20 protein-coding genes are annotated in these 21,859 nt (G+C 71.9%); 7 read left to right on the forward strand and 13 right to left on the reverse strand.

What is annotated here, in order from left to right:
* The first annotated feature begins 4 nt into the window (after positions 1-4).
* Positions 5-214 carry a DUF4287 domain-containing protein gene (locus tag PUR61_RS43615; protein WP_329885499.1) on the forward strand — a complete coding sequence of 70 codons (210 nt, stop codon included), beginning with the start codon at positions 5-7 and terminating at the stop codon, positions 212-214.
* Between the two features lie 24 nt (positions 215-238).
* On the opposite strand, the gene mqnP is transcribed toward PUR61_RS43615, so the two are convergent.
* Both mqnP and PUR61_RS43625 read right to left on the reverse strand, forming a co-directional pair.
* A complete protein-coding gene (gene mqnP / locus PUR61_RS43620) occupies positions 239-1,144 on the reverse strand; it encodes a menaquinone biosynthesis prenyltransferase MqnP (RefSeq protein ID WP_329885500.1) in 906 nt (301 codons plus the stop codon).
* Complete coding sequence (locus PUR61_RS43625; protein ID WP_329885501.1) at positions 1,141-2,598, reverse strand: menaquinone biosynthesis decarboxylase; 1,458 nt, start codon at positions 2,596-2,598, stop codon at positions 1,141-1,143. Before PUR61_RS43625 ends, mqnP begins: the two co-directional genes overlap by 4 nt.
* A 115-nt stretch (positions 2,599-2,713) precedes the next feature.
* On the opposite strand from PUR61_RS43625, the gene PUR61_RS43630 reads away from it, so the two are divergent.
* From PUR61_RS43630 to PUR61_RS43645, 4 genes are all read left to right on the forward strand, one after another.
* On the forward strand, positions 2,714-3,127 hold the full coding sequence (locus tag PUR61_RS43630) for a PLD nuclease N-terminal domain-containing protein (protein ID WP_329885502.1): 414 nt from the start codon (positions 2,714-2,716) through the stop codon (positions 3,125-3,127).
* Between the two features lie 440 nt (positions 3,128-3,567).
* On the forward strand, positions 3,568-5,169 hold the full coding sequence (locus PUR61_RS43635; RefSeq protein WP_329885503.1) for an acyl-CoA carboxylase subunit beta: 1,602 nt from the start codon (positions 3,568-3,570) through the stop codon (positions 5,167-5,169).
* 81 nt (positions 5,170-5,250) lie between these two features.
* Positions 5,251-5,463 carry an acyl-CoA carboxylase subunit epsilon gene (locus tag PUR61_RS43640; protein WP_329885504.1) on the forward strand — a complete coding sequence of 71 codons (213 nt, stop codon included), beginning with the start codon at positions 5,251-5,253 and terminating at the stop codon, positions 5,461-5,463.
* Between the two features lie 300 nt (positions 5,464-5,763).
* Entirely contained in the window at positions 5,764-6,471 is a 708-nt protein-coding gene (locus tag PUR61_RS43645) for a ScbR family autoregulator-binding transcription factor (RefSeq protein WP_329885505.1), read from the forward strand.
* A gap of 19 nt (positions 6,472-6,490) precedes the next feature.
* Here PUR61_RS43645 and PUR61_RS43650 read toward each other — a convergent pair whose 3' ends face one another.
* Positions 6,491-7,141 carry a ScbR family autoregulator-binding transcription factor gene (locus PUR61_RS43650; RefSeq protein WP_329885506.1) on the reverse strand — a complete coding sequence of 217 codons (651 nt, stop codon included), beginning with the start codon at positions 7,139-7,141 and terminating at the stop codon, positions 6,491-6,493.
* A gap of 351 nt (positions 7,142-7,492) precedes the next feature.
* Between PUR61_RS43650 and PUR61_RS43655 the strand changes: the two genes are divergently transcribed.
* Positions 7,493-8,560: a ScbA/BarX family gamma-butyrolactone biosynthesis protein gene (locus PUR61_RS43655; RefSeq protein WP_329885507.1), complete on the forward strand. Its 1,068-nt coding sequence runs from the start codon at positions 7,493-7,495 to the stop codon at positions 8,558-8,560.
* Between the two features lie 54 nt (positions 8,561-8,614).
* Here the strand turns inward: PUR61_RS43655 and PUR61_RS43660 are convergent, their stop codons facing one another.
* From PUR61_RS43660 to hemL, 7 genes are all read right to left on the reverse strand, one after another.
* Entirely contained in the window at positions 8,615-9,019 is a 405-nt protein-coding gene (locus tag PUR61_RS43660; protein ID WP_329885508.1) for a hypothetical protein, read from the reverse strand.
* Between the two features lie 124 nt (positions 9,020-9,143).
* Positions 9,144-10,277, reverse strand: coding sequence for a c-type cytochrome biogenesis protein CcsB (gene ccsB / locus PUR61_RS43665; RefSeq protein WP_329885509.1), 1,134 nt, complete (start codon positions 10,275-10,277; stop codon positions 9,144-9,146).
* Between the two features lie 3 nt (positions 10,278-10,280).
* A complete protein-coding gene (resB, locus tag PUR61_RS43670; RefSeq protein WP_329885510.1) occupies positions 10,281-12,074 on the reverse strand; it encodes a cytochrome c biogenesis protein ResB in 1,794 nt (597 codons plus the stop codon).
* Positions 12,075-12,076: 2 nt separating this feature from the next.
* Positions 12,077-12,847, reverse strand: a complete 771-nt coding sequence (locus PUR61_RS43675) for a cytochrome c biogenesis CcdA family protein (RefSeq protein ID WP_329885511.1) — start codon at positions 12,845-12,847, stop codon at positions 12,077-12,079.
* Entirely contained in the window at positions 12,844-13,452 is a 609-nt protein-coding gene (locus tag PUR61_RS43680) for a TlpA disulfide reductase family protein (protein WP_329885512.1), read from the reverse strand. Before PUR61_RS43680 ends, PUR61_RS43675 begins: the two co-directional genes overlap by 4 nt.
* 310 nt (positions 13,453-13,762) lie before the next feature.
* Positions 13,763-14,410, reverse strand: a complete 648-nt coding sequence (locus PUR61_RS43685) for a histidine phosphatase family protein (protein WP_329885745.1) — start codon at positions 14,408-14,410, stop codon at positions 13,763-13,765.
* Between the two features lie 74 nt (positions 14,411-14,484).
* On the reverse strand, positions 14,485-15,825 hold the full coding sequence (gene hemL, locus PUR61_RS43690) for a glutamate-1-semialdehyde 2,1-aminomutase (protein WP_329885513.1): 1,341 nt from the start codon (positions 15,823-15,825) through the stop codon (positions 14,485-14,487).
* Positions 15,826-16,144: 319 nt separating this feature from the next.
* Between hemL and PUR61_RS43695 the strand changes: the two genes are divergently transcribed.
* Positions 16,145-16,774 (forward strand): hypothetical protein, encoded by a 630-nt coding sequence (locus tag PUR61_RS43695; protein WP_380383597.1) that lies wholly within the window; start codon positions 16,145-16,147, stop codon positions 16,772-16,774.
* Between the two features lie 107 nt (positions 16,775-16,881).
* Here PUR61_RS43695 and PUR61_RS43700 read toward each other — a convergent pair whose 3' ends face one another.
* From PUR61_RS43700 to PUR61_RS43710, 3 genes are all read right to left on the reverse strand, one after another.
* The gene (locus PUR61_RS43700; protein WP_329885514.1) at positions 16,882-18,705 is read right to left on the reverse strand and encodes an LCP family protein; all 1,824 of its coding nucleotides are present in this window, start codon (positions 18,703-18,705) and stop codon (positions 16,882-16,884) included.
* A gap of 990 nt (positions 18,706-19,695) precedes the next feature.
* Positions 19,696-20,184: a MarR family winged helix-turn-helix transcriptional regulator gene (locus tag PUR61_RS43705; RefSeq protein ID WP_329885515.1), complete on the reverse strand. Its 489-nt coding sequence runs from the start codon at positions 20,182-20,184 to the stop codon at positions 19,696-19,698.
* A 133-nt stretch (positions 20,185-20,317) separates the two neighbouring features.
* On the reverse strand, positions 20,318-21,604 hold the full coding sequence (locus PUR61_RS43710; protein ID WP_329885516.1) for a hypothetical protein: 1,287 nt from the start codon (positions 21,602-21,604) through the stop codon (positions 20,318-20,320).
* Between the last annotated feature and the right edge of the window lie 255 nt (positions 21,605-21,859).

Genomic DNA, 21,859 nt, shown 5'->3' on the forward strand with positions numbered 1-21,859 from the left:
CCCCATGGCCCTCCCCGGCAACGGCCCCGCCAGCTACTTCCCCTCCATCGAGGAGAAGTACGGCCACCCCGTCTCCCACTGGAAGGAGCTGATCCGCTCCTCCCCGCTCAGCAAGCACGCGGAGCTGGTCGCCTGGCTCAAGGCCGAGCACGGCCTCGGCCACGGCCACGCCAACGCGCTCGTCAAGCACACGCTGGACGAGTTGAAGGGCTGACGCCCCGGAGGGCGCGGCCCCGGCTCAGATGCCGAGGCCGCGCACCACCAGGTCGACCAGCGCGAAGAAGAACAGCGAGATCCCGACGAACCCGTTGGTCTGGAAGAACGCCCGGTTCAGCCGCGAGAGGTCGTGGGGTTTCACGATGGTGTGCTCGTAGACGAAGGCGCCCGCGACCACCAGCAGCCCCACCCAGAACGCCGGCCCGGCGTCCGTCAGCACCGCGTACCAGCCGAGCAGCAGCGTGGTGACCACGTGGCAGCCGCGCGCGCCCCGGATGGCCGCCGGGACGCCGAACCGGGCCGGCACCGACCGCACGCTGCCCGCCCGGTCGGACTCCACGTCCTGGCAGGCGTAGATGAGGTCGAAGCCGCCGATCCAGATGCCGACCGCCGCACCGAGCACCACCGCGTCCCAGGACCACGTGCCGGTGACGGCCAGCCAGGCGCCCACCGGTCCCATCGCCTGGGCGATCCCCAGGATGGCCTGCGGGAAGTCGGTGAACCGCTTCCCGTACGGGTAGACCACCATCGGCACCACGGCGACCGGCGCGAGCACCAGGCAGAGCGGGTTCAGCAGGGCCGCCGCGCCCAGGAAGACGATCAGCGCGACCGCCGAGCCCACGTACGCGGTCTTCAGTGAGACCGCGCCCGTGACCAGTTCACGCCCGGCGGTGCGCGGGTTCCGGGCGTCGATCTCCCGGTCGATGATCCGGTTGGCCGCCATGGCGAAGGTCCGCAGTCCGACCATGCAGACGGTGACGACGAACAGCTCGCCCCAGTGCACCCGCTCGTCGGACAGGAACATCGCGGTCAGCGCCGCGATGTAGGCGAAGGGCAGGGCGAAGACCGAGTGCTCGATCATCACCAGCCGGAGGAAGCTCTTGACCTTCCCGGGCGGGACCTCGGGGAGGGCTGCCGCCGTGCTCACAGGCCGTACTCCTTCCAGCGACGGTCCACCAGGGCGGCGGTCTCGGGGTCGGAGGAGACCATCTCGGGCCAGCCGCCGTCCCGGGTGTAGCCCTCCGTGGGCAGCTTGCGGGTCGCGTCGATGCCCGCCTTGCCGCCCCAGAACTGCTGGTACGAGGCGTGGTCGAGGTGGTCCACCGGACCCTCGACGACGGTCAGGTCGCGGCTGTAGTCGACGTTGCCGAAGGCCCGCCAGGCGACTTCCTGGTAGTCGTGCACGTCGCAGTCGGCGTCCACCACGATGATCAGCTTGGTCAGCGACATCATGTGCGCGCCCCAGATGGCGTGCATCGTCTTCTGGGCGTGCTTCGGGTACTTCTTGTCGATCGAGACGATCACGCAGTTGTGGAAGCCGCCCGCCTCGGGCAGGTCGTAGTCGACGATGTCCGGGATGATGATCTTCAGCAGCGGCAGGAAGAACCGCTCGGTGAACTTGCCCAGCGGGCCGTCCTCGGTCGGCGGGCGGCCGACCACGATGGACTGCAGGATCGGACGGCGGCGCATCGTCACGCAGTCGATCGTCAGCGCCGGGAACGGCTCCTGCGGCGTGTAGAAGCCCGTGTGGTCGCCGAACGGGCCCTCGGGCAGCAGTTCCCCGGGCTCCAGCCACCCCTCCAGGACCACCTCGGCGTCGGCCGGCACCTGGAGCGGCACGGTCTTGCAGTCGACCATCTTCACCCGCTCCCCGGCGACGAAGCCGGCGAACAGGTACTCGTCGATGTCGCCCGGCAGCGGGGCGGTGGCCGCGTAGGTGACGGCCGGCGGGCAGCCGAAGGCGATCGCGACCGGCAGCCGCTCACCCCGCGCGGCGGCCACCGCCGCGTGGTTGCGGCTGTCCTTGTGGATCTGCCAGTGCATGCCGATGGTCCGCCGGTCGTGCCGCTGGAGGCGGTACAGACCGAGGTTGCGGATGCCGGAGTCCGGGTCCTTCGTGTGGGTGAGGCCCAGGTTGAAGAACGACCCGCCGTCCAGCGGCCAGGTGAAGAGCGCGGGCAGCTCGTCCAGGTTGACGTCCTCGCCGGTGAGCACGACCTCGTGCACCGGCGCGTCACCGGACTTCACGTTCCGCGGCGGCACGTGGGCCATCGAGGCGAGCTTGCCGAAGGCGTCCCGGAACCCGGTGAAGCCCTGCGGCAGCTCCGGCTTCAGCAGACCGGCGATCTTCTCGGAGATCTCCTCCGGGCCCTTGAGCCCGAGGGCCTTGGCCAGCCGGCGCTCGGTGCCGAAGACGTTCATCGCCAGCGGCATCGAGGAACCCTTGACGTTCTCGAAGAGCAGCGCGGGGCCCTTGGCCTTCTGCACCCGGTCGACGATCTCGCCGACCTCCAGGTACGGGTCCACCTCCGCCTTGATGCGCTTGAGGTCGCCTTCGCGGTCGAGGGCCCGCAGGAACGAGCGGAGATCGTCGTATGCCATGCCAGCCAGTATCCGCCACCCGCTAGCCTGGCCTGTGTCAAGGGCCCCCCTGAAGCGTCCCGCCGCTCCAGGAGTCGCCCGCCCGCCACCGCCGTCGCCGGGGGAGATCGCCGCCGTGCTGAGGATTCTGACCTTCGTACTCCCGCTCGCCCTGTGGGTGTGGGCCTTCATCGACTGCCTGACCACCCCCGAGGACGAGGTGAAGCACCTGCCGAAGGTGGTCTGGGTGATCATCGTGCTGCTCTTCCCGCTGGTGGGGTCGATCGCCTGGCTGGTGGCCGGCAAGCAGCGCAACGCCCCGCGGACCGCCGGTGCGGGCCGCCACGTGAACGGCGACGGCGGCTCCGGGTTCGACCGCCCGCGCGGAGGCCGGCCGCTCGCGCCGGACGACGACCCGGAGTTCCTGGCGTCGTTGAAGAAGGACGACAAGAAGCACGAGGACATGCTCAAGCAGTGGGAGGCGGATTTGCGCCGCCGCGAGGAGGAGCTGCGCGGCAGGGAGGATCCGGAGGACGGCCGGAGGAGCTGACCCCCCGTAGCTCGGACAGCCCACCCGGTACCCACCGGGTGGGCTGCGGAGTTTTTGGTGCATCCCTACGACTGCCCTGCCGCCACCGGCCGTCCGGCACAGCCTTCACGGCCGCACCGAGCGACCCTTGAGCGATCCTCGGTTCGACCCGATCGGCGCTGCTCATGACAGCCCTGACCTGCGGGTTTCCTCATGCTCAGATCATCCGGCGGCCACCTGGGCGAAAGCTCGGGGTAATCGAACAGCTACCGGCCGCATGGGCTGAAACGCTACGGGTTCTGTGCAGCCCTGACATCTAAACGGACGCGACCTTGTACGGAATCGACGCCGAAACCAGCACGCGGCCCCTCGTACAGTCATAAGTGAAGAAGTGATTCGCAGCCGGGGGCATCGCAGACGTTGGCTGTCGGACAGTTCCCTCACCTTTGGAGTGGTTCGAGATGACGGTTGTGCATGAGGCACCGGTCGGAGACGACATCCCGGAGAGCCCGGCGGACGCCCGAGGGCGGGTCGCCGAGTTGCACGAGCTTCGCGAGCAGGTCCGCCGCGGCCCCAGCGAGAAGGCCACCGAGGCGCAGCACGCCAAGGGCAAGCTGACCGCCCGCGAGCGTATCGACCTGCTGCTCGACGAGGGCTCCTTCCGCGAGGTCGAGCCGCTCCGCCGGCACCGCGCCACCGGCTTCGGCCTGGAGGCCAAGAAGCCGCACACCGACGGCGTGATCGTCGGCTGGGGCACCGTGCACGGCCGGACGGTCTTCACCTACGCACACGACTTCAGGATCTTCGGCGGCGCCCTCGGCGAGGCCCACGCCCAGAAGATCCACAAGATCATGGACATGGCCATCGCGGCCGGCGCCCCGCTGGTCTCGCTGAACGACGGCGCCGGCGCCCGCATCCAGGAGGGCGTCACCGCCCTCGCCGGGTACGGCGGCATCTTCCAGCGCAACACCCGGGCCTCCGGCGTCATCCCGCAGATCTCCGTGATGCTCGGCCCGTGCGCCGGCGGCGCGGCCTACTCGCCGGCCCTGACCGACTTCATCTTCATGGTCCGCGAGACCTCGCAGATGTTCATCACCGGCCCGGACGTGGTGCAGGCCGTCACCGGCGAGAAGATCAGCCAGAACGGGCTCGGCGGCGCCGACGTCCACTCCGGCGTCTCCGGTGTCGCGCACTTCGCGTACGACGACGAGCAGTCCTGCATCGAGGAGGTCCGCTTCCTCCTCTCCCTGATGCCGCAGAACAACCGCGAGATGCCGCCGCCGGTCGTCAACGACGACCCGGTGGACCGCCGCAACGACTCGCTGCTCGACCTGGTGCCGGCCGACGGCAACCGCCCGTACGACATGCGCAAGGTGATCGAGGAGATCGTCGACCACGGCGAGTACCTGGAGGTCCACGAGCGCTGGGCCACCAACGTCCTCTGCGTGCTGGCCCGGATCGACGGCCACGTCACCGGCATCATCGCCAACCAGCCGCAGTCGCTGGCCGGCGTCCTCGACATCAACGCCAGCGAGAAGTCCGCGCGCTTCGTCCAGATGTGCGACGCCTTCAACATCCCGCTGGTGACCATGCTCGACGTCCCCGGCTTCCTGCCCGGCGTCGACCAGGAGCACGACGGCATCATCCGGCACGGCGCCAAGCTGCTCTACGCCTACTGCAACGCGACCGTGCCGCGCATCCAGCTGATCCTGCGCAAGGCGTACGGCGGCGCGTACATCGTGATGGACTCGCGCTCGATCGGCGCCGACCTGTCCTTCGCGTGGCCGACCAACGAGATCGCCGTGATGGGCGCGGAGGGCGCGGCCAACGTGATCTTCCGCCGCGACATCAACGGCGCCGACGACCCGGACGCCATGCGCGCGCAGAAGATCAAGGAATACAAGAACGAACTGATGCACCCGTACTACGCGGCCGAGCGCGGCCTCGTCGACGACGTCATCGACCCGGCCGAGACCCGCCAGGTCCTGGCCTCCTCGCTGGCCATGCTGCGCACCAAGCACGCGGACCTGCCGAGCCGCAAGCACGGCAACCCCCCGATGTAACAGCGCGGTTCGGCCGCGGACAGCACCGCGGCCACAGCGCCGACGACCCCTCACCCTCTTCCGCCGGGAGAAGACCGGACCATGACCGCTTCCGCCGAACCACTCGTCCGCATCGTCCGCGGCTCGCTCACCGACGAGGAGCTCGCCGCCCTGACCGCCGTGCTGATGGCGCGCGCCGCGTCCGCCCAGCACGCGGCCTCCGCCGCCTCGCCGGTCGAGCCGATCGCCAACTGGCAGCGCCTGGAGCGCCGCCCGGCGTACTACTCGCCGGTCAGCTGGCAGTGGGCCGCCTGAGGCTCGCCCGCAGCACCGGACCGCACGACCGACGGCCGGTCACCCTCGGGGTGGCCGGCCCTCGGCGTTCGCGGCGCACGGTCATGGTGCACGATCGCGGTGCGCAGTCACGGCGCACGGTCGCGGCGCACGTTCGCACACGTGAACCGGCGTACAGACCGGCGCGCGATGCCATTCGCGCGCCGGAGAGTGACCCCGGGTGCTCGATAGGATCGCCACCGGACGGTACGCGGCCCGCCGCCCCGTCGGCCCGTGGGATCCAGCCGCTGCCGACGACCAGAACTATCCGAGGAGGCTGCGATGGCCAGGCAGGCCCGGGCGCTGGCGACCCGCCAGGCGGTGCTGCTCGCCGCGGCCGAGGTGTTCGACGAGCGGGGCTACGCGGCCGCCACCATGGCGGAGATCCTGGAACGGGCCCGCGTCACCAAGGGCGCGCTCTACTTCCACTTCCACTCCAAGGAAGAGCTGGCGCTCGCCGTGATCGCGGGCCAGGGCGCCTGGCTCGCCACCTGGCAGCCGGCCTCCGAGAGCCCGGTGCAGACCCTGATCGACCTCGGCTACGCCTTCGCCCACGCCCTGCTCGACAACCCGGTGCTGCGCGGCTCGATCCGGCTGACCATCGAGCACGGCAGCTTCACCCAGCCGCAGATCGCCGCCTACCAGGGCTGGACGGACGCGGCCCGCGAACTGCTGGAGCACGCCCGGGACTCCGGTGAGCTCCGCCCCGGGGTGGAACCGGCGGCCGCGGCCGGAGTGATCACCGGCGCGGTGACCGGCATCCAGCTCAGCTCGCAGGTGTTCACCGACCGCCGGGACCTCCTGCGGCGGATGGCCGACCTCTGGACGCTCCTGCTGCCCGGCCTGGTCCCGCCGCACACCCTGGCCCGGCTCGTCCTGGCCGACCGGCTGCCGCCCGCCGAAGCGCCTGCGGGCACGCCGCCCGCGGACGCACCGCCGACGGACGCACCACCGGCGGACGCACCGGATCCCGGACCGCCCCCGGCCTGATCCGCCGCCCGCCCCGCTGTCAGGTCCGGTACTCCCCGAAGCGCTCCGCCGGCACGAGGGCGGGCAGCGCGGCCGCCCAGAGCCCGCGGACCGCCTCCTCCGCGAGGCGGCCGGTGGACTCTGCGGCGAACAGCACCAGCCCGGCCGCCAGCGTGGTGAGCAGTTCGGCGGCCTGGCCCCGGTCCAGCCCGGGGCGCAGCTCGCCGGCCTCCCCCGCGCGGTCGAGCAGGGTCCGGAAGACGGCGGTCAGGCTGCGCCAGGCGTCCGCCGACGGCTCCGGGGGTGATCCCGCCGGCGCCACCACCAGTCCGCCCGCGCAGGCCGCCGGACGGCCGCCGAGGCCGAGCAGCACACCGGCCCGGACCACCACGTCCTCGCGCAGCAGCCGGCCGAGCTCGTGGGTGAGGTCGATCAGCTCCTGGACGGCCGGCGCGGCGCCGCGCAGGGCCCTCAGCACGGCCGCGCCGATCGCGTCTCCGGCCTCGGCGCGGACACCGTCGGCGAGCGCCTGCTTGGAGACGAAGTGGAAGTAGAGCGCGCCCTTGCTGACGCCCGCCCGGCGACTGATGTCGACCAGGCTGGCCGACTCGAAGCCCGCGTCCGCGAAGGTGTCCGCCGCGGCCAGCAGCACGGCCTGCCTGGTTCGCCCCGCCCGTTCCTGCTTAGCCACTCGGCCCCTCCGGCCCCGGCCGCGGCGAGCTCCGGCTCGCCCGGGTGCTGTCTCGGCGCCGCCGTCGGTGGTGGTGCGGCGCCACGCATGCGGACCGGCCCGCCCGAAACCGCATGGTTGGTATCTAATCTAGCCCCTGGTCGGTCCCCGCCGTCCAGGGGGGACCGACCCCCGTCCAAGGTCCGGACTCTCCCGGCCGGACGTTCCCGCAGACCAGCGGCCGGGTAGCGTGTGCATGTCGGCTTTCCGGCAGTGGCGGCCCCGCACGCCGAGCAGAAACCGGGTGGCCTGTATGTTTTTCCGAGGCCGCTCACGCGGCCGGTCGACCGACACCCGGGAGTGGGGCCCGCCATGCCAGCGATCGCAGAACCGGACGGCGATTCTCCGTACCCCCACCCCGCTCCCGGTCACCCCGGTCAGGCCCGCTACGACTTCCACGAGCGGACCGTCTCGCGCCATCTGGTGCACCGTTCCTCGGTCGCCGAGGTCCTGATCACCGGCTGGCAGGCCACCGGCCCGTACGACTTCCTGCTCGGTGCCCAGTGGCCCCGGCTGCACGGCTTCTACCGGCTGCCCGGCGACCGCCACCACGACCCCGTCCTGATGGCCGAGACGATCCGCCAGGCCGCCCTGCTGATCGGCCACGTCGGCTTCGGCGTCCCGCACGACCACCACTACGCGCTCGACGAACTCAGCTACGCGCTCGGGCCGGCCGGCCTCGACGGCCTCGCGATCGCCCCCGCCCCCGCCGCGTTGATGCTCCGCATCGGCTGCCAGGACGTCCGGATGCGGCACGGCCGGCTGGCCGCCCTGCGGGTGCACGCCGAGATCGAACGGGACGGCCGTCCGGTCGGCCGCGGCTCCGGCGAACTGCGGGTGCTCTCCCCCGCCTCGTACGCCCGGCTGCGCGGCCCCGGCCGCCCGGCTCCCGCTCCCCGGCCCCCGGAGTCCTGCACCGCGCCCGAACTCGTCGGCCGCCAGCGGGCCGCCGACGTCGTGCTCGGCCCCTCGTTGCTGCCCGGCAGCTGGCTGCTGCGCGCGGACGCCGACCACCCGGCGCTGTTCGACCGGATGGACCCGGCCCCCGACCACGTCCCCGGGATGCTCGTCCTGGAGGCGGCGCGCCAGGCCGCCCAACGGCTCTGCCACCCGGCCCGGGTGGCGCCGGTCGAGCTGGTCGCGTCCTTCCACGCCCCCATCGCGCTGGACCGCCCCTGCCTGGTCCGGGCCGTCCGCGAGCCCGCCCCGGAGAGCGGCCCCGGGGCCGGTCGCGACGTACGGCGGGTCCCGGTCCGGGTCCTGCTGGTGCAGGACGGCCGGACGGTCGCCGAGTGCCGGCTGCTGGCCGGACCGGCCGACGGCGGGCCGACCGCCGTCGGGCCCGCCCCGGTCTGCCGGGGCCTGTCGCTCGCCGGCTGATCCGGCGCCCGCACCGGCGCCGGACCGTGGACTCCCCCCGGTACCGCCGTCAGGTCAGGCCGCGACCAGGGCCGACGGACGACCCGCGTGCATCACGCTGAGGTTGGCCGCCAGCCGGACCGGGTCCTGGGCCAGCCAGAGCCGCAGCGCGGCGCCCAGCATGGCGCTGGCCGAGCCGATCCGGACCTCCGTCACCTGGGCGATCCGGGCCGCACCCGGCACCAGCAGATCGGCCAGCGGCGTCGGCAGCCAGACGGTCAGCGCGCACGGCGCGGGCGCCGCGAGGGCCCCCAGCAGCCGGTAGGCGTCGGTCGGCGAGCTGAACGTGGGAATGATGTCCAGCAGGCCGTCTGCCACCACCTCGGACACGTCGCTCCGGTGCCCCTGGGCGAGCCGGCGGAGCAACGTGCGCTCGGCGGCGGTGATTCGGACGGTCAGCATGACCTCGTCGCACTCCATTGCGCGATTTCCTCCTCGGTTCATTCCCGTGCCGGGCCGGACGGCCGGCACGAACTACCCCTCTCGCACCTCGGCCCGGCTTCCTTGTGCGGAGCGCCGGGCCGGTGGGTGGTGCAGCCCCCGGTCAGAGCCCCGCGTAGGAGTGCTTGCCGGTGACGAAGATGTTCACGCCGTAGTAGTTGAACAGCCAGCAGGCGAAGGCGCCGAGGGCCAGGTAGGCGGCCTTGCGTCCCTTCCAGCCGGCGGTGGCGCGGGCGTGCAGGTAGCACGCGTAGGCGACCCAGGTGATGAACGACCAGGTCTCCTTCGGGTCCCACTCCCAGTACTTGCCCCAGGCCGCCTCGGCCCAGATCGCGCCCGCGATGATCGTGAAGGTCCAGAGCGGGAAGACCAACGCGTTGATCCGGTAGGACAGCTTGTCCAGGGTCGACGCGGCGGGCAGCCTGCGCCAGATCGACGGCGAGGTGCCGAGCGGGCCCCTGGTCAGACCCGCCGCCATCCGCTTGTCGAAGGAGTCCTTGCCCAGGTACAGCAGGGTCGCGATGAACGCCGCGTAGAAGGCGCCGCCGCAGACGATCGCGGTGGAGACGTGGATCGCCAGCCAGTACGAGTGCAGCGCCGGAACGAGCTGCTCGGACTCGGTGTACAGCACCTCGGTGGCGATGCCGAGCGTGAGCACGACGGCCAGGGTGACCGGCAGGCCGAGCCAGCGGACCGGCTTCTTCGACAGCAGCAGGCCGACGAAGGCCACCGTCATCGCGAGCGCGAAGGCGCAGGAGAACTCGTACATGTTGCCCCACGGCCAGCGGGACACCGAGAGGCCGCGGGTGAGCACGCCGCCCACGTGCAGCAGGGCTCCGAGCGCGGTGAGCGAGACCGCGATCCGGCCGGCCAGGTCGGCCTTCTCGCTGGTGCCGGCCGCACCCGGGCCGTCGACCTCGTCGTCGCCGCGACCGCTGGTCACCACCGTCGCGCCTTCGCCGGCCAGTGCGGTGCGGGTGAGCGTGGTGGTGCCGCCGCGCGCGGAGGCGACGGTGACGGTCACCTTCTTGGAGCCCTTGGCCTTGGCATCGGCCTCGGCGACGGTCTCGGCCAGGCCGGCCTGCTCGATGGAGCGGACGGCGACGGCACCCTTGGCACCGAAGGTCCACTCGAACATGTAGGCGAACATGGCGATCAAGTAGACGGCCATGGCCGAGTAGATCAGCTTGTTGGACAGGTCGGCCAGCTGTGGGTCGACCGACGAGGCGAGGTGCACCGTCTACTCCTTGGAGTTCTGGTCGGCAGGGACTGCGGGGTCGGAAGGTGCGGATGGTGCGGAGGCCTCGTCGGCCTCGTCGGCCTCGTCGGAACCGTGTGCGTCGGCATCGGCGGCGTCGTCGTCCGGGTCGTCGTCCGGCTCGTCGTCCGGGTCGTCGAGCGCGGGCGCGTCGTCCTGGAGGTCGACCGCCAGCTCGGCCAGCTCCTCGGCGATCTTCGCCGACTCACTGCGGCCCAGCCCGGCCAGCTCGACCAGCGTGCCACCGTCCGGAAGCGCCACCGCCCGCACCCAGATCCGGCGCCGCTGCACGAACAGCGAGCCGATCAGGCCGAGGATCGCCAGCACCGCCCCGACGAGGGCGATCCCGTTGCCCGGACGGTGCGAGACGTTGAAGCTGGCCCACTGCTTGTAGCCCTCGAAGGTGACGCTCCCGTAGCCGTCCGGAAGGGTCCAGCCCTGGCCCGGCTTCAACCGGATCTTGGCGGGCTCGCCCTCCTGCTGGAGCTGGGTGAGGTTCTTCGTGTTGAGCTGGTAGATGTTCTGCGGCAGGCCGGAGTCGGTGCCCAGGTCTCCCGCGTAGGCGTTGAGCACCAGCGCCGGGTCCGCGTCACCGGGGAACAGCGAGCGCGGGCCCGTGTTCCGGTCGAACGCCACCGGGGCGGTCGGCAGGAAGAAGCCGGAGAAACCCATCTGGGTCTTCTTGCCGTCCTTGTCGCCGTAGTCGGAGACCTTGACGACACCGGTGGACGTCAGGTTGCCGTCCTGCGGCAGGAACGGGGTCGCGCCGGTGTAGACGACGTCGCCCGCGCCGTTCCGCACGGTGATCACCGGGGCGTAGCCGTGCCCGATCAGGTAGAACTTGCTGCCGCCGACCTCCAGCGGGTGGTTCACCTCGATCGTGCCCTGCTTGAGCTTCCCGGCGTCGCTGCCCCCGTAGTACTCGACGTGCGCGGTGAACTCCCGGGCGCTGCCGATCTGGTCGCCCCGGCTCTGGAACTTCGAGGTGAAGTTCTTCAGCTTCACGTAGAACGGGTCGAGGTCGTCGGTGCCGTAGAACCTGGTCCCGGTGAAGTCGTCCAGCTGCGTGATGGTGTTCGAGTAGCCCTCGCCCTCGACCAGCAGCTTGCCGCCGGTGCCGCTCGCCAGGCTCGCCCAGGCGAAACCGCCGAGCAGCGCGAACAGCGACAGGTGGAAGACCAGGTTGCCGACCTCGCGCAGGTAGCCCTTCTCGGCCGCCACCGCGCCGCCGCCGAGGTGCGCGCGGAACCGCCGCGCCCGCAGCAGCCGGTGCGCGGCGGCGTTGACGTCCGCGACGTCCGCGTCCGTCCGCCAGGCCGCGTACACCGGCATCCGGGTCAGGTTGCGCGGCGCGGCCGGCGGCTGCGCCCGCAGCACCCCGACGAACTGCCAGGTGCGGGGGACGATGCAGCCCGCCAGCGAGACGAACAGCAGGATGTAGATCGCCGAGAACCAGACCGAGCTGTAGACGTCGAACAGCTGGAGCTTCTCGTAGATCGGCGCGACCGTGGCGTGCTGCGCCTTCCAGCTCTCGACCTTGAACTGGTTCTGGCCGTTCTGCGGGATCAGCGAACCGGGGATGGCCGCCAGCGACAGCAGGAAGAGCAGGATCAGCGCGACCCGCATCGACGTCAGCTGACGCCACATCCAGCGCAGCCAGCCGAGCACGCCGATGCCGGTCGGGCCGTCCGACTCGATCGGGGCGGTGGTCATCCTCTCCGCCGCGTCCTCGACCTCCTGCGCGGGCAGCTCGGTACCGGTCGTGGTCTTGCTCACGGTCAGATTCCGATCTGGAAGGAGGCGGTCCAGGACTGCAGCTCGTTCACCATCGAGTTCCAGAGCCCGGTGACGAGCAGCAGACCGACCACGACGAGCATGCCGCCGCCGATCCGCATGACGAGCGGGTAGTGCCGCTTGACCCAGCCGAAGGCGCCCAGCGCCCGGCGGAAGGCCACCGCGGCCACGACGAACGGTACGCCCAGGCCCAGGCAGTAGGCGGTCATCAGCAGCGCGGCGCGGCCGGCATCGGCCTCGTTGAGCGCCAGGTTCTGCACGGCGGCCAGGGTCGGGCCGAGGCAGGGCGTCCAGCCGACGCCGAAGACCACGCCCAGCATCGGCGCGCCGACGAGGCCGACCGCCGGGCGGCGGTGCGAGCGCAGCTCGCGCATGCTCAGCCCGGGCACCAGCCCCATGAAGGCCAGGCCCATCACGACGGTCAGCGCGCCGAGCACGATCGAGATGACGCGCTCGTGCTCCAGCAGCGTCGACCCGAAGTAGCCGAACAGCGCCCCGGTGGAGACGAAGACGGCGGTGAAGCCGAGGATGAACAGCAGCACCCCGGCCAGCATCCGGCCGCGCCGGGCCCCGCGCGCGTCCGCGAGGTCGGCGGCGGAGAAGCCGGTGACGTAGGAGAGGTAGCCGGGCACCAGCGGCAGAACGCACGGCGAGAAGAACGACACCAGACCGGCCACCAGCGCGATCGGCACGGCCACCAGCAGCGCCCCGCTCTGGATCGTCCCGGTCGTGTCGGCGAGGAGTGCGGCACTCACTGCTTCTGCTCCGCGAGCACCGGCTGGATCATCGACTCCAGGCCGTCGTCGATCTGGCCGCCGACGGCCCGGGCGGCGAGCTTGCCCTCGCGGTCGACCACGATGGTGGTCGGCACGGACTGCGAGTTGAGGCTGCCCTTGGGGAACTTCAGCAGCTGGGTGCCCGCAGGGTCGTAGAGGCTGGGGTAGGTGACGCCCTTCTCCTGCTCGAAGCGGACCGCGTTGGCCTTCTCGGGGTCCCGGGTGTTGATGCCGAGGAACTGGACGCCCTGGTCCTTGTACTTGTCCCAGACCCGCTGGAGGTCGTCCGCCTCGGCCCGGCACGGCCCGCACCAGGAACCCCAGACGTTGAGGACGACGACCTTGCCCCGGTAGTCGGAGAGCTTGACCGGGGTGTCCTCCAGCGTGTTGCCGGAGATGTCCGGCGCGTCCTGGCGATGTCCGGCGGCAGCCGTGGAGATGTTGCTGCCCTTGGCCGTGACGAAACCGATCTGGCCGTCACCGCTGGCCGACGAACCGGAGGAGGAACAGCCGCTGAGGGCGAGCGCGGCGGCGACGGCGGTGGCGGCGGCCGCTGCGGCGAGACGGGGACGGGGGCGCGTCATGCCAGACATGTGAAAAGTTTCGCATGGAGTTCCGGGCAGGTTCGGGGGGGTCCGGCCTTCCGTGTCGAACCCCCTCTGACCTGCGGCGGTACCGGAGCGGCGGGTCGCGGCGAGGGTGATGAACCCCATATTTAGCCGGGCCCTACATCGGGCGGGGGCACTCGTCCCGTCCGCCGCACGGCGATCCGTGGCGGCGGTGACGCGTGCCCCGGGGCACGCGGCTCCGCCGCCACGGCGGTGACGCCACAGCGAGCACGCCACAGCGAGGACGCCACGCCACGGGGAGGGCGTCGCCGCGGGGGGCGCGGGGTCAGGCGCCGAAACTCTTGCCCACCGGCTTGCTCTTGCCGCCCTTGCCGACCAGGTGCACCGGCAGCAGGTCGCGGGCGGGCTCGCGGTAGCCGACCGACACGATCCGGTCCCCCTCGTACGTGAAGCTGGTCAGCGAGGCCAGCGAGCACTGCCGGTTGCGCGGGTCGTGCCAGAGCCGGCGGCGCTCCACGAAGGAGCGGACGATCCAGATCGGCAGCTGGTGGCTGACGCAGACCGCCTCGTGCCCGCGCGCGGCGTCCCGGGCGGCGGCCAGCGCGCCCATCATCCGCACCGCCTGCTCCAGGTACGGCTCGCCCCAGGAGGGCCGGAACGGGTTGGTGAGGTACTTCCAGTAGGCCGGGTTGCGCAGCGAGCCGTCGCCCACCCCGAAGGTCTTGCCCTCGAAGATGTTCTCCGCCTCGATCAGCCGCCCGTCCACCGCGACGTCCAGACCGTGCGACTTGGCGATCGGCTCGGCGGTCTCCTGGGCCCGCTCCAGCGGGGACGCCACCACGTGGGTGATGTCCCGGCCGGACAGGTCCTCGGCGACCCGGTCGGCCATCTGCCGACCCAGCTCGGACAGTCGGTAGCCCGGGAGGCGGCCGTACAGGACGCCCTCCGGGTTGTGCACCTCGCCGTGCCGCATCAGGTGGACGACGGTGATCTCTTCGGCACTCACTTCTCAGTACTCCTGGGAGCTTCGTAGGGGTCGTCCGGAGCCTAGGCCGTGGCCGGGGCGGTGGCCTCGGCGGCCGCCCGGGCGGCGATGGGCAGGGCGGCGGCGATCCGCTCGACCGCCCGCTCGTCGTGGGAGGCCGAGACGAACCAGGACTCGAACGCGGACGGCGGCAGGTAGACGCCCTCGGCGAGCATCGCGTGGAAGAACGCGGTGAAGCGGAACGCCTCCTGGGTCTTCGCCCGGTCGTAGTCGGTGACGGCGCCCTCGGTGAAGAACACCGAGAACATGTTCCCGGCGGTCTGCAGCCGGTGCACGACGCCCTCCTTGGTCAGCGCTTCCGACACCAGGCCGGAGACCTCGGCGGCGACCCGGTCGACGGTGGCGTACACCTCGTCGGTGCAGCCCCGCAGCTGGGCCAGGCCGGCCGCGGTGGCGATCGGGTTCCCGGAGAGCGTGCCGGCCTGGTAGACCGGGCCGGCCGGGGCCAGGTGGGCCATCACGTCGGCACGGCCGCCGAAGGCCGCCGCCGGGAAGCCGCCGCCCATGACCTTGCCGAAGGTCAGCAGGTCGGGCGCCCAGCCCTCACGCGCCGCCTCCAGGCCGTACCAGCCGGCCTTGGAGACGCGGAAGCCGGTCATCACCTCGTCGGAGATGAACAGCGCGCCGTTCTCCCCGCAGACCCGGGCCAGGCCGGCGTTGAAGCCGGGCAGCGGCGGGACGACGCCCATGTTGCCGGGCGAGGCCTCGGTGATCACGCAGGCGATCTCGCCGGGGTGGGCCCGGAAGGCCTCCTCGACCGCGGCGAGGTCGTTGTACGGCAGCACGATGGTGTCGCCGGCCTGCGCGCCGGTGACGCCCGGGGTGTCCGGCAGGCCGAAGGTGGCCACACCGGAACCGGCGGCGGCCAGCAGCGCGTCCACATGGCCGTGGTAGCAACCGGCGAACTTCACGATCTTGGCCCGGCCGGTGAAGCCGCGGGCCAGCCGGATCGCCGACATGGTGGCCTCGGTACCGGAGGAGACCAGGCGGACCTGCTCGACCGGGGCGACCCGCGCGACGATCTCCTCGGCCAGCTCGACCTCGCCCTGGCCGGGCGTGCCGAACGACGTGCCGCGCGTCACCGCCTCCCGGACGGCGTCGAGCACGGCGGGATGCGCGTGGCCGAGGATCATCGGGCCCCACGAGCAGACCAGGTCGACGTACTCGCGCCCGTCGGCGTCGGTCAGGTAGGGGCCGGTGCCGGACACCATGAAGCGCGGCGTACCGCCGACGGCGCGGAACGCGCGCACCGGGGAGTTGACGCCGCCGGGGGTGACGACCGAGGCGCGGTCGAAGAGCGACTGGGACTGGGGTGCTTCGTAGGGGTAGCTCACGTGGGACATGGTCTCAAATCGTGTCCTTCACCTCTGCATGTCGGACCTCATCATCTGGAACGATGATCCGGGCGCCAAAGTCTGTACGGTTATCCGTACAACGGGTCCCCTGGCTGGGTCGGCTCTTCGAACCAGTCAGACTATGTACCCGGAGTGCGTCCAGAGTGCCCCGCACTCGGGATGCACGGGCACTCCGTGTCGATGCAGGGGTGTGAAGAGGACTGCCGCGTACCTCGACTGGGTACGGCGGCGCATGACGGGTAAGGAGCACGTCCGGTGGGACGCCGGGTGTGCGGGGGTCTGTCGATTCCGGCGAATTCCGGTGAGGATGGTCCGAGTGTCCGAGGCGCAGGACGGCTACGACGAGGCCGCGGGTGGCCCCCGCCGCCCCGCCGAGGCCGCACGCGGGGGTACGGGAGCGGGAACGGGGCGTGGCGGTCGTGGTGGCGAGAGGCGGGGTGAGGGACGCGTGGGGGTGACCTACAAGTACTTCGGGGCACCCGACCGCGCCACCGCCGCCAGAGTCCCGACGGCGCTCGGCCCCGGCGGGCTCGGCCTCGACGCGGGCGAGCTCGGCTCGCTCGGTCGGCTCGGGGACCTGATGGAGACCAGCGGCTCGCCCAACGGCCACCTCTCCACCAAGATCAAGCCGGAGACCATGAGCGCCATGGTCCTCACCGGCATCCAGGGCGTGCCGCTGCACCAGGTCCCGCCGCTGGAGCTGGTGGTGCTGCACCCCGACTACGCCGTCGTGCAGCTCCCGCAGAACGTGGTCGAGCCGCTGCGCAAGGCGGACGAGACCGAGCTCGGCGCCGCAGCGTTCATCTGGTCCACCGTCCCCGACCGCCGAGGCCCGCGCGACGCCTTCGTGATCTACAGCATGCTCCACGAGTGGCAGGACTTCGCGAACCGCCTGCACGACGCGGGCCACCAGCTGTACTGCCTGGTCTGGCCCTGATCCCTCCGGTCCGGACCCGAACCTGGGATACCTGACACCGGAACACCTGACACCGGAACACCCGCCCCGGCCCCGAACCGACGTTCGGGGCCGGAGTCGTCGGCAGGTCAGCCGCCGGAGCCGTAGGTGGTGTTGGCGCAGATGTCGTCGTCGGCCGAGCGGGCCTCCTCGGTGACCGAGGTGGGCAGCGGGGCGGGCGCGGTCGGGGTGGCCGCCGGCGCACCCGAGGCGGCGGCGCCGCCGTTGGCGTCGGCGTAGTCCTTGCCGAGCACCACGCTGATCCCCGCCGCCGAACTGGCGGCCAGGGTGGCCCCGGGGAAGAGCGCGGCGACCTTCTCGGCGTTGGCCTTCTGCCCGGCGCCGTACTCGATCGTGGTGGTGGCCTTGTTGGTGGACTTCGCCGTCATGGTGCCGGTGACGGTGAACTTCGCCGCCTTGAGGGCCTCGCTCGCCTTGCCTGCCAGGCCGTTGACGGTCGTTCCGTTGTAGACCGCCACCTTGACCGGGGTCGTCACGGCCGCGGTGGTGGGCGGGGCGGTGGTGGTCGGGGCCGCCGGCGTCGGCACGGCCGGGGTCTCCGGAGCCGCCGCGGGTGCGTCGGGCTGCTGACCGGTGGCGTCCTTGCCGTCGAGGGTGTGGTCGGCCCGGATGGCCTCCCACAGCTTGTCGGCGTCGGGCTTCACCAGGTCGAGGTTGGCACCGTGGTAACGCCACGGCGGGGTGACGAACTTGAGGTCGTGCATGTCGATGCCCTTGAGCGAGAGCGCGAGGGACATCAGCTTGTCGACCGAGTTCAGGCCCTCGTCGACGCGCAACGACTTGGTCGCGGCGTCGGCCAGCGGCAACAGGGTGGTCGGGTCGAGACCCTGCTTCTTCACCGTGCTGATCATCGAACTCATGAAGGCCTGCTGACGCTTCATCCGGCCGATGTCGGAGCCGTCTCCGATGCCGTGCCGCAGCCGGACGTAGTCGAGGGCCTTCTGGCCGTCCACCTTCTGCTTGCCGACCGGGAGGACCTGCGCGCCCTTCTTGTTGAGGTTCGGGTTGATGTCGCCCTCGTAGATGGCCTTGGGGAGGCAGACCTCGACGCCGCCGACGGCCTTGGTCATCGAGGAGAAGCCCGAGAAGTCCACGACGATGGTGTGGTCCACCCGGATCCCGGTGAGCTTCTCCACCGTGTTCTGAGTGCAGGCCGGGTTGCCCTCGGGTGAGCCGCCCGTCTCGAACGCGGCGTTGAAGAGGACGTCGTCGCCCTTCTGCTCCTTGGTCCACTTCCCGTTCGGCAGCTTGCACGGCGGGATCACGGCCAGGGTGTTGCGGGGGATCGAGACGCCGATGGCGTTCTTGTGGTCGGCGTAGACGTGCAGGAGGATCGTGGTGTCCGAGCGGGCGCCCTCGGAATTGCCGCCGCCGAGGTCGGAGTTCCCGCCGCCGCGGCTGTCGGAACCGATCAGCAGGATGTTCACCGGCTTGTTGCCGTTGGCGTCCGCGGTGGCCTCCGGCGGGCGGTCCTTGCTGACCGCGTCCGAGTCGAAGGTCTTGATGTTGCCGCTGAGCTTGAAGTAGATCGCTCCGCCGGTGCCGGCTATGAGCACCAGGGCGCCGACCGCCGTCCAGCCGACGATCTTCTTGACGTTCCGCTCGGGCTTCTTGCCGCGTCCGCCGGACCTGCGGTGCCCGGAACCACCGCCCTGGCCCCCGTCGCCGCCCTGGCCGCCGCGGCCGCCACGGCCCTGCGACTGCGCCGCCTTTCGGGCCTCGGCACGTCCGCCGGCCCGGGGGGCCGGGATCGAGCCCGTGGCGCCGTCCTTGGCGGCCGGAGCCGTCGCCGCCCGGGCGCCGGAACGGGTGCCGGAGCCGGTGCCGGAACCGGTGGGGCCGCCCGTGGAACCCGCCGAGCCGGTCGAGCCCTCCGACCGTGGTCGGGCCACGCTGGGCTGACTCCTGTCTCGGCGACCCGACATCCCCGCACCTCTCACGGCTGTGCCATCGAACGAACGGCGGCCAGGAAATGCCCCCCTGGTGCCAGGTGGAGCATACAAGCCGACCGGAAACCGCCTTCCGCCGCGCCGGGTGAGGACGTCGTCAGGGGTCGGAGCGCGGGTCGGGGCGGAGCTCGGGGCGGAGGTTCCGGCAGAGGTCTGGACCGGTGGCGGGGCGGGGCCGCGGTGGCCCTCGGCGGGGCGTTCGGCCACGGACCCCGGCCTCCCCGACCCCCGTCGCGCGAGCGGGCGGATGCCCTCGCGCTCGTGAGCCCCCTCCGTGAACCGGAAATGCCCGACCGCTGTCGGGCCGAATTCCGCGGTGCCACGCCACCGGAGGACGTCGAACGCGACGAAACAGGGAGGAGGGTGTTCGCGGACCTTCGGCCGCAGTCCGGGAATCTCCCGCTCGGTGCTTGACCGCCCGGATCCGGGTCGGAGGAGATCCGCGCCATGCCGCTTTCACCGGCGTTGTCGTCGGCGTTGCCACCGGCGTTGCCACCGGCGTTGTCACCGCTGCGGCGACGGGGCGGCTCTCCGGTGTGCCGCCGCTGTGCCGCCGCTGTGCGAGGAGTCCCGCAGCCCCGCCCCCGACTCCGATCGGACTGCCCGGAGTCCGTCCGCCGCCGTGCCTGCGCGGCGGCGGGGAGAACAGGCACACGCGAGCGGATTCACCCCTCGGTGCGGAGGCCCGGAAACGATCCGCCCCCCCTGACGACTGCCGCCCGCGCCGGTTTCGGCTCGGCGACGTCTCCTCCGCGCCTGCCGAACGGTCATTTCCGTGGCCCGGCCGCCGCGCTGCGACGTTCTGTCCGCCACAGTTCCGTTGATCCGCCGCGCACTCCACCGAAAAGGTTCACCGCCGCGACGGGGACCGGGCGCCACGGGCCGACCCGGCCGACCCGATGCCCCCGATCGCCGACCGCCCATCGGGCAGCCTCAGCTCCGCGCCCGGCGCGCCCGGCGGACCGTGCGCTCGCTCTCCACCGGCTCCGCCAGCGCACCGCCCACCAACCGGGTCAGCGCCGAGACGAACACCGTGCGCTCGCCCTCCGGCAGCGACTCCAGCACCTCCCGGTGCACCCGGTCCGCGATCGCCGTACCCCGCTCGACGGCCCGCTCGCCGTCCCCGGTGACCGAGATGATCCTGGCCCGGCGATCGGTGACGGACGGCCTGCGCTCGGCCAGCCCGGCCTTCTCCAGCTCGTCGACGGTCACCACCATGGTGGTCTTGTCCAGGTCCGCGAGCTCGGCCAGCTGGATCTGGGTGCGCTCGCCCTCCAGGGCGTGGAAGAGCACGCAGTACGCGCGCGGCGTGATGCCGAGCTCGACGAAGGCGGCCGCCATCCGCGTCGCCAGGACGTGACTGGCGTGGTCCAGCAGGCCGGAGATGTCACGGATCTGGCGCTCGGGCGGACTCGTCGTCATGGCTCCGAGACTAGCAACACCGTCCGCAGGCGGATGATCCCGTGCGGGAGTGCCGGTCTCCCCCACCCGCACTCCCCCGCCGGCACTCCTCCAAGGCGCTCCCGCACGGGAACTCCCGCACGGGCGGGCCCGGCTACGGGATGCCGAGCTCGAACAGTGCGTACCCGGCGTACCAGCCGGCCGCCACCGCGGGCATGGCGAACAGGCCCGCCACCGTGGTCGGCCGCAGCCTGCGCAGCGCGATCGCCAGCCCGATGAACAGCGGGAAGGCCGGCAGCAGGTAGCGCGAGATGTTGCCGTAGATCTGGTTGCTGCTCAGCGCGGTGAACAGGGTCAGCAGCGTGTAGACCACCAGCACCAGCGGCGGTCGCAGCCGCAGCAGGAGCACCAGCAGCCCGGGCAGGGCGATCAGCAGCGCCACCGCGATCAGGTCCGGTGCGGGGTTGGACTGCCAGAACGTCCAGTGCCCGGTGACCACGTCCAGCGTGGTGCGGGCGGTCGAGGCCCCCCAGTCGAAGTAGCGGTTCCAGGCACCGCGCTGCAGCTTGAAGTAGCCGGTCCAGTCGCCCATCCGGTAGCCGACCCAGGCGACGTACCCGAGCAGCCCCCAGGGGGTGATCAGCATCGCGGTCAGCGGGCGGGCGATCCCGTCGGTGCGCCGGACCAGCGCCACCAGCGCCGTGATCGAGACCGCCGCGATCAGCGCGGCGGCGGTCGGCCGGTTGAGACCGGCCACCAGCGCGAGCGTTCCCGCGGCCAGCCAGCGCCGGGTCATCACGCAGTAGCAGGCCCAGGTGGACAGGGCGACGAAGAGCGAGTCCGAGTAGACCGCCCACTCCACGCCCGAGCCCGGGAAGAGCCCCCAGATCACCGCCGCGATCACGCCCGCCCGGAAGCCCCCGAGCCGCTCGGCGATCGCGAAGATCCCGGCCGCCGCGACGAACGAGGCGAGCACCGAGACGACGATGCCCGAGCCGTACGGCCCCAGCCCGGTGATCGTCCCCACCAGGCGCATCAGCCAGGGGTAGAGGGGGAAGAACGCGGCCGAGTTCTCGTAGTAGGTGGCGAGCGGGTAGCCGTGCAGCGCGATCAGCTGCGGGTCGTAGCCGTTCTCGGCGATCCGCTGGTACCAGATGCCGTCCCAGGTCCCCAGCACGTCCCACGGCTGGGCGCCGCCGCCCCGCCCCGGGTCCTTCTTCAGGAAGTCCTCGGTGTGCGAGAGCAGCAGCAGGAAGACGGTCAGGCCGGTCGCCTTCACCACGGCGTACGCGCCGAGCGCGGGCGCGAACCGGTCGACCGCGGCGGCGAACCGCCCCTGTCGTCGCTCCGGCTCCGTCCCGACCTCCCGCTCCACCGTCTCCGGAGGCGGCGGCACTCCCGCGCCACCGCCCGACGACTCGGTGCTCGATGCCGTGCTCATCAGCTCTGGACTCCCCGCCCCACTCGTGACCGGCGCGCCGACCGACACAGCGACGCCGGCCGAGCCTACGACACCGCCTTCTCCCGCCCCACCCCAACCTTCCGTGTCCGCCCTTCCACCACCGGGAGCCGCGGCCCGGCAGTGACGGACGGCAGTGACGGACAGGCAGCGACGGACGGCGACGACACGCGGCGGGGAGACGGCGGTGACACGGCAGGGCCGCCGCCGCCCCGGGCAGCGGGGCGGCGGCGGCCG

This window comes from Streptomyces sp. BE20, assembly GCF_036322525.1.
Classification (GTDB): Bacteria; Actinomycetota; Actinomycetes; order Streptomycetales; family Streptomycetaceae; genus Kitasatospora.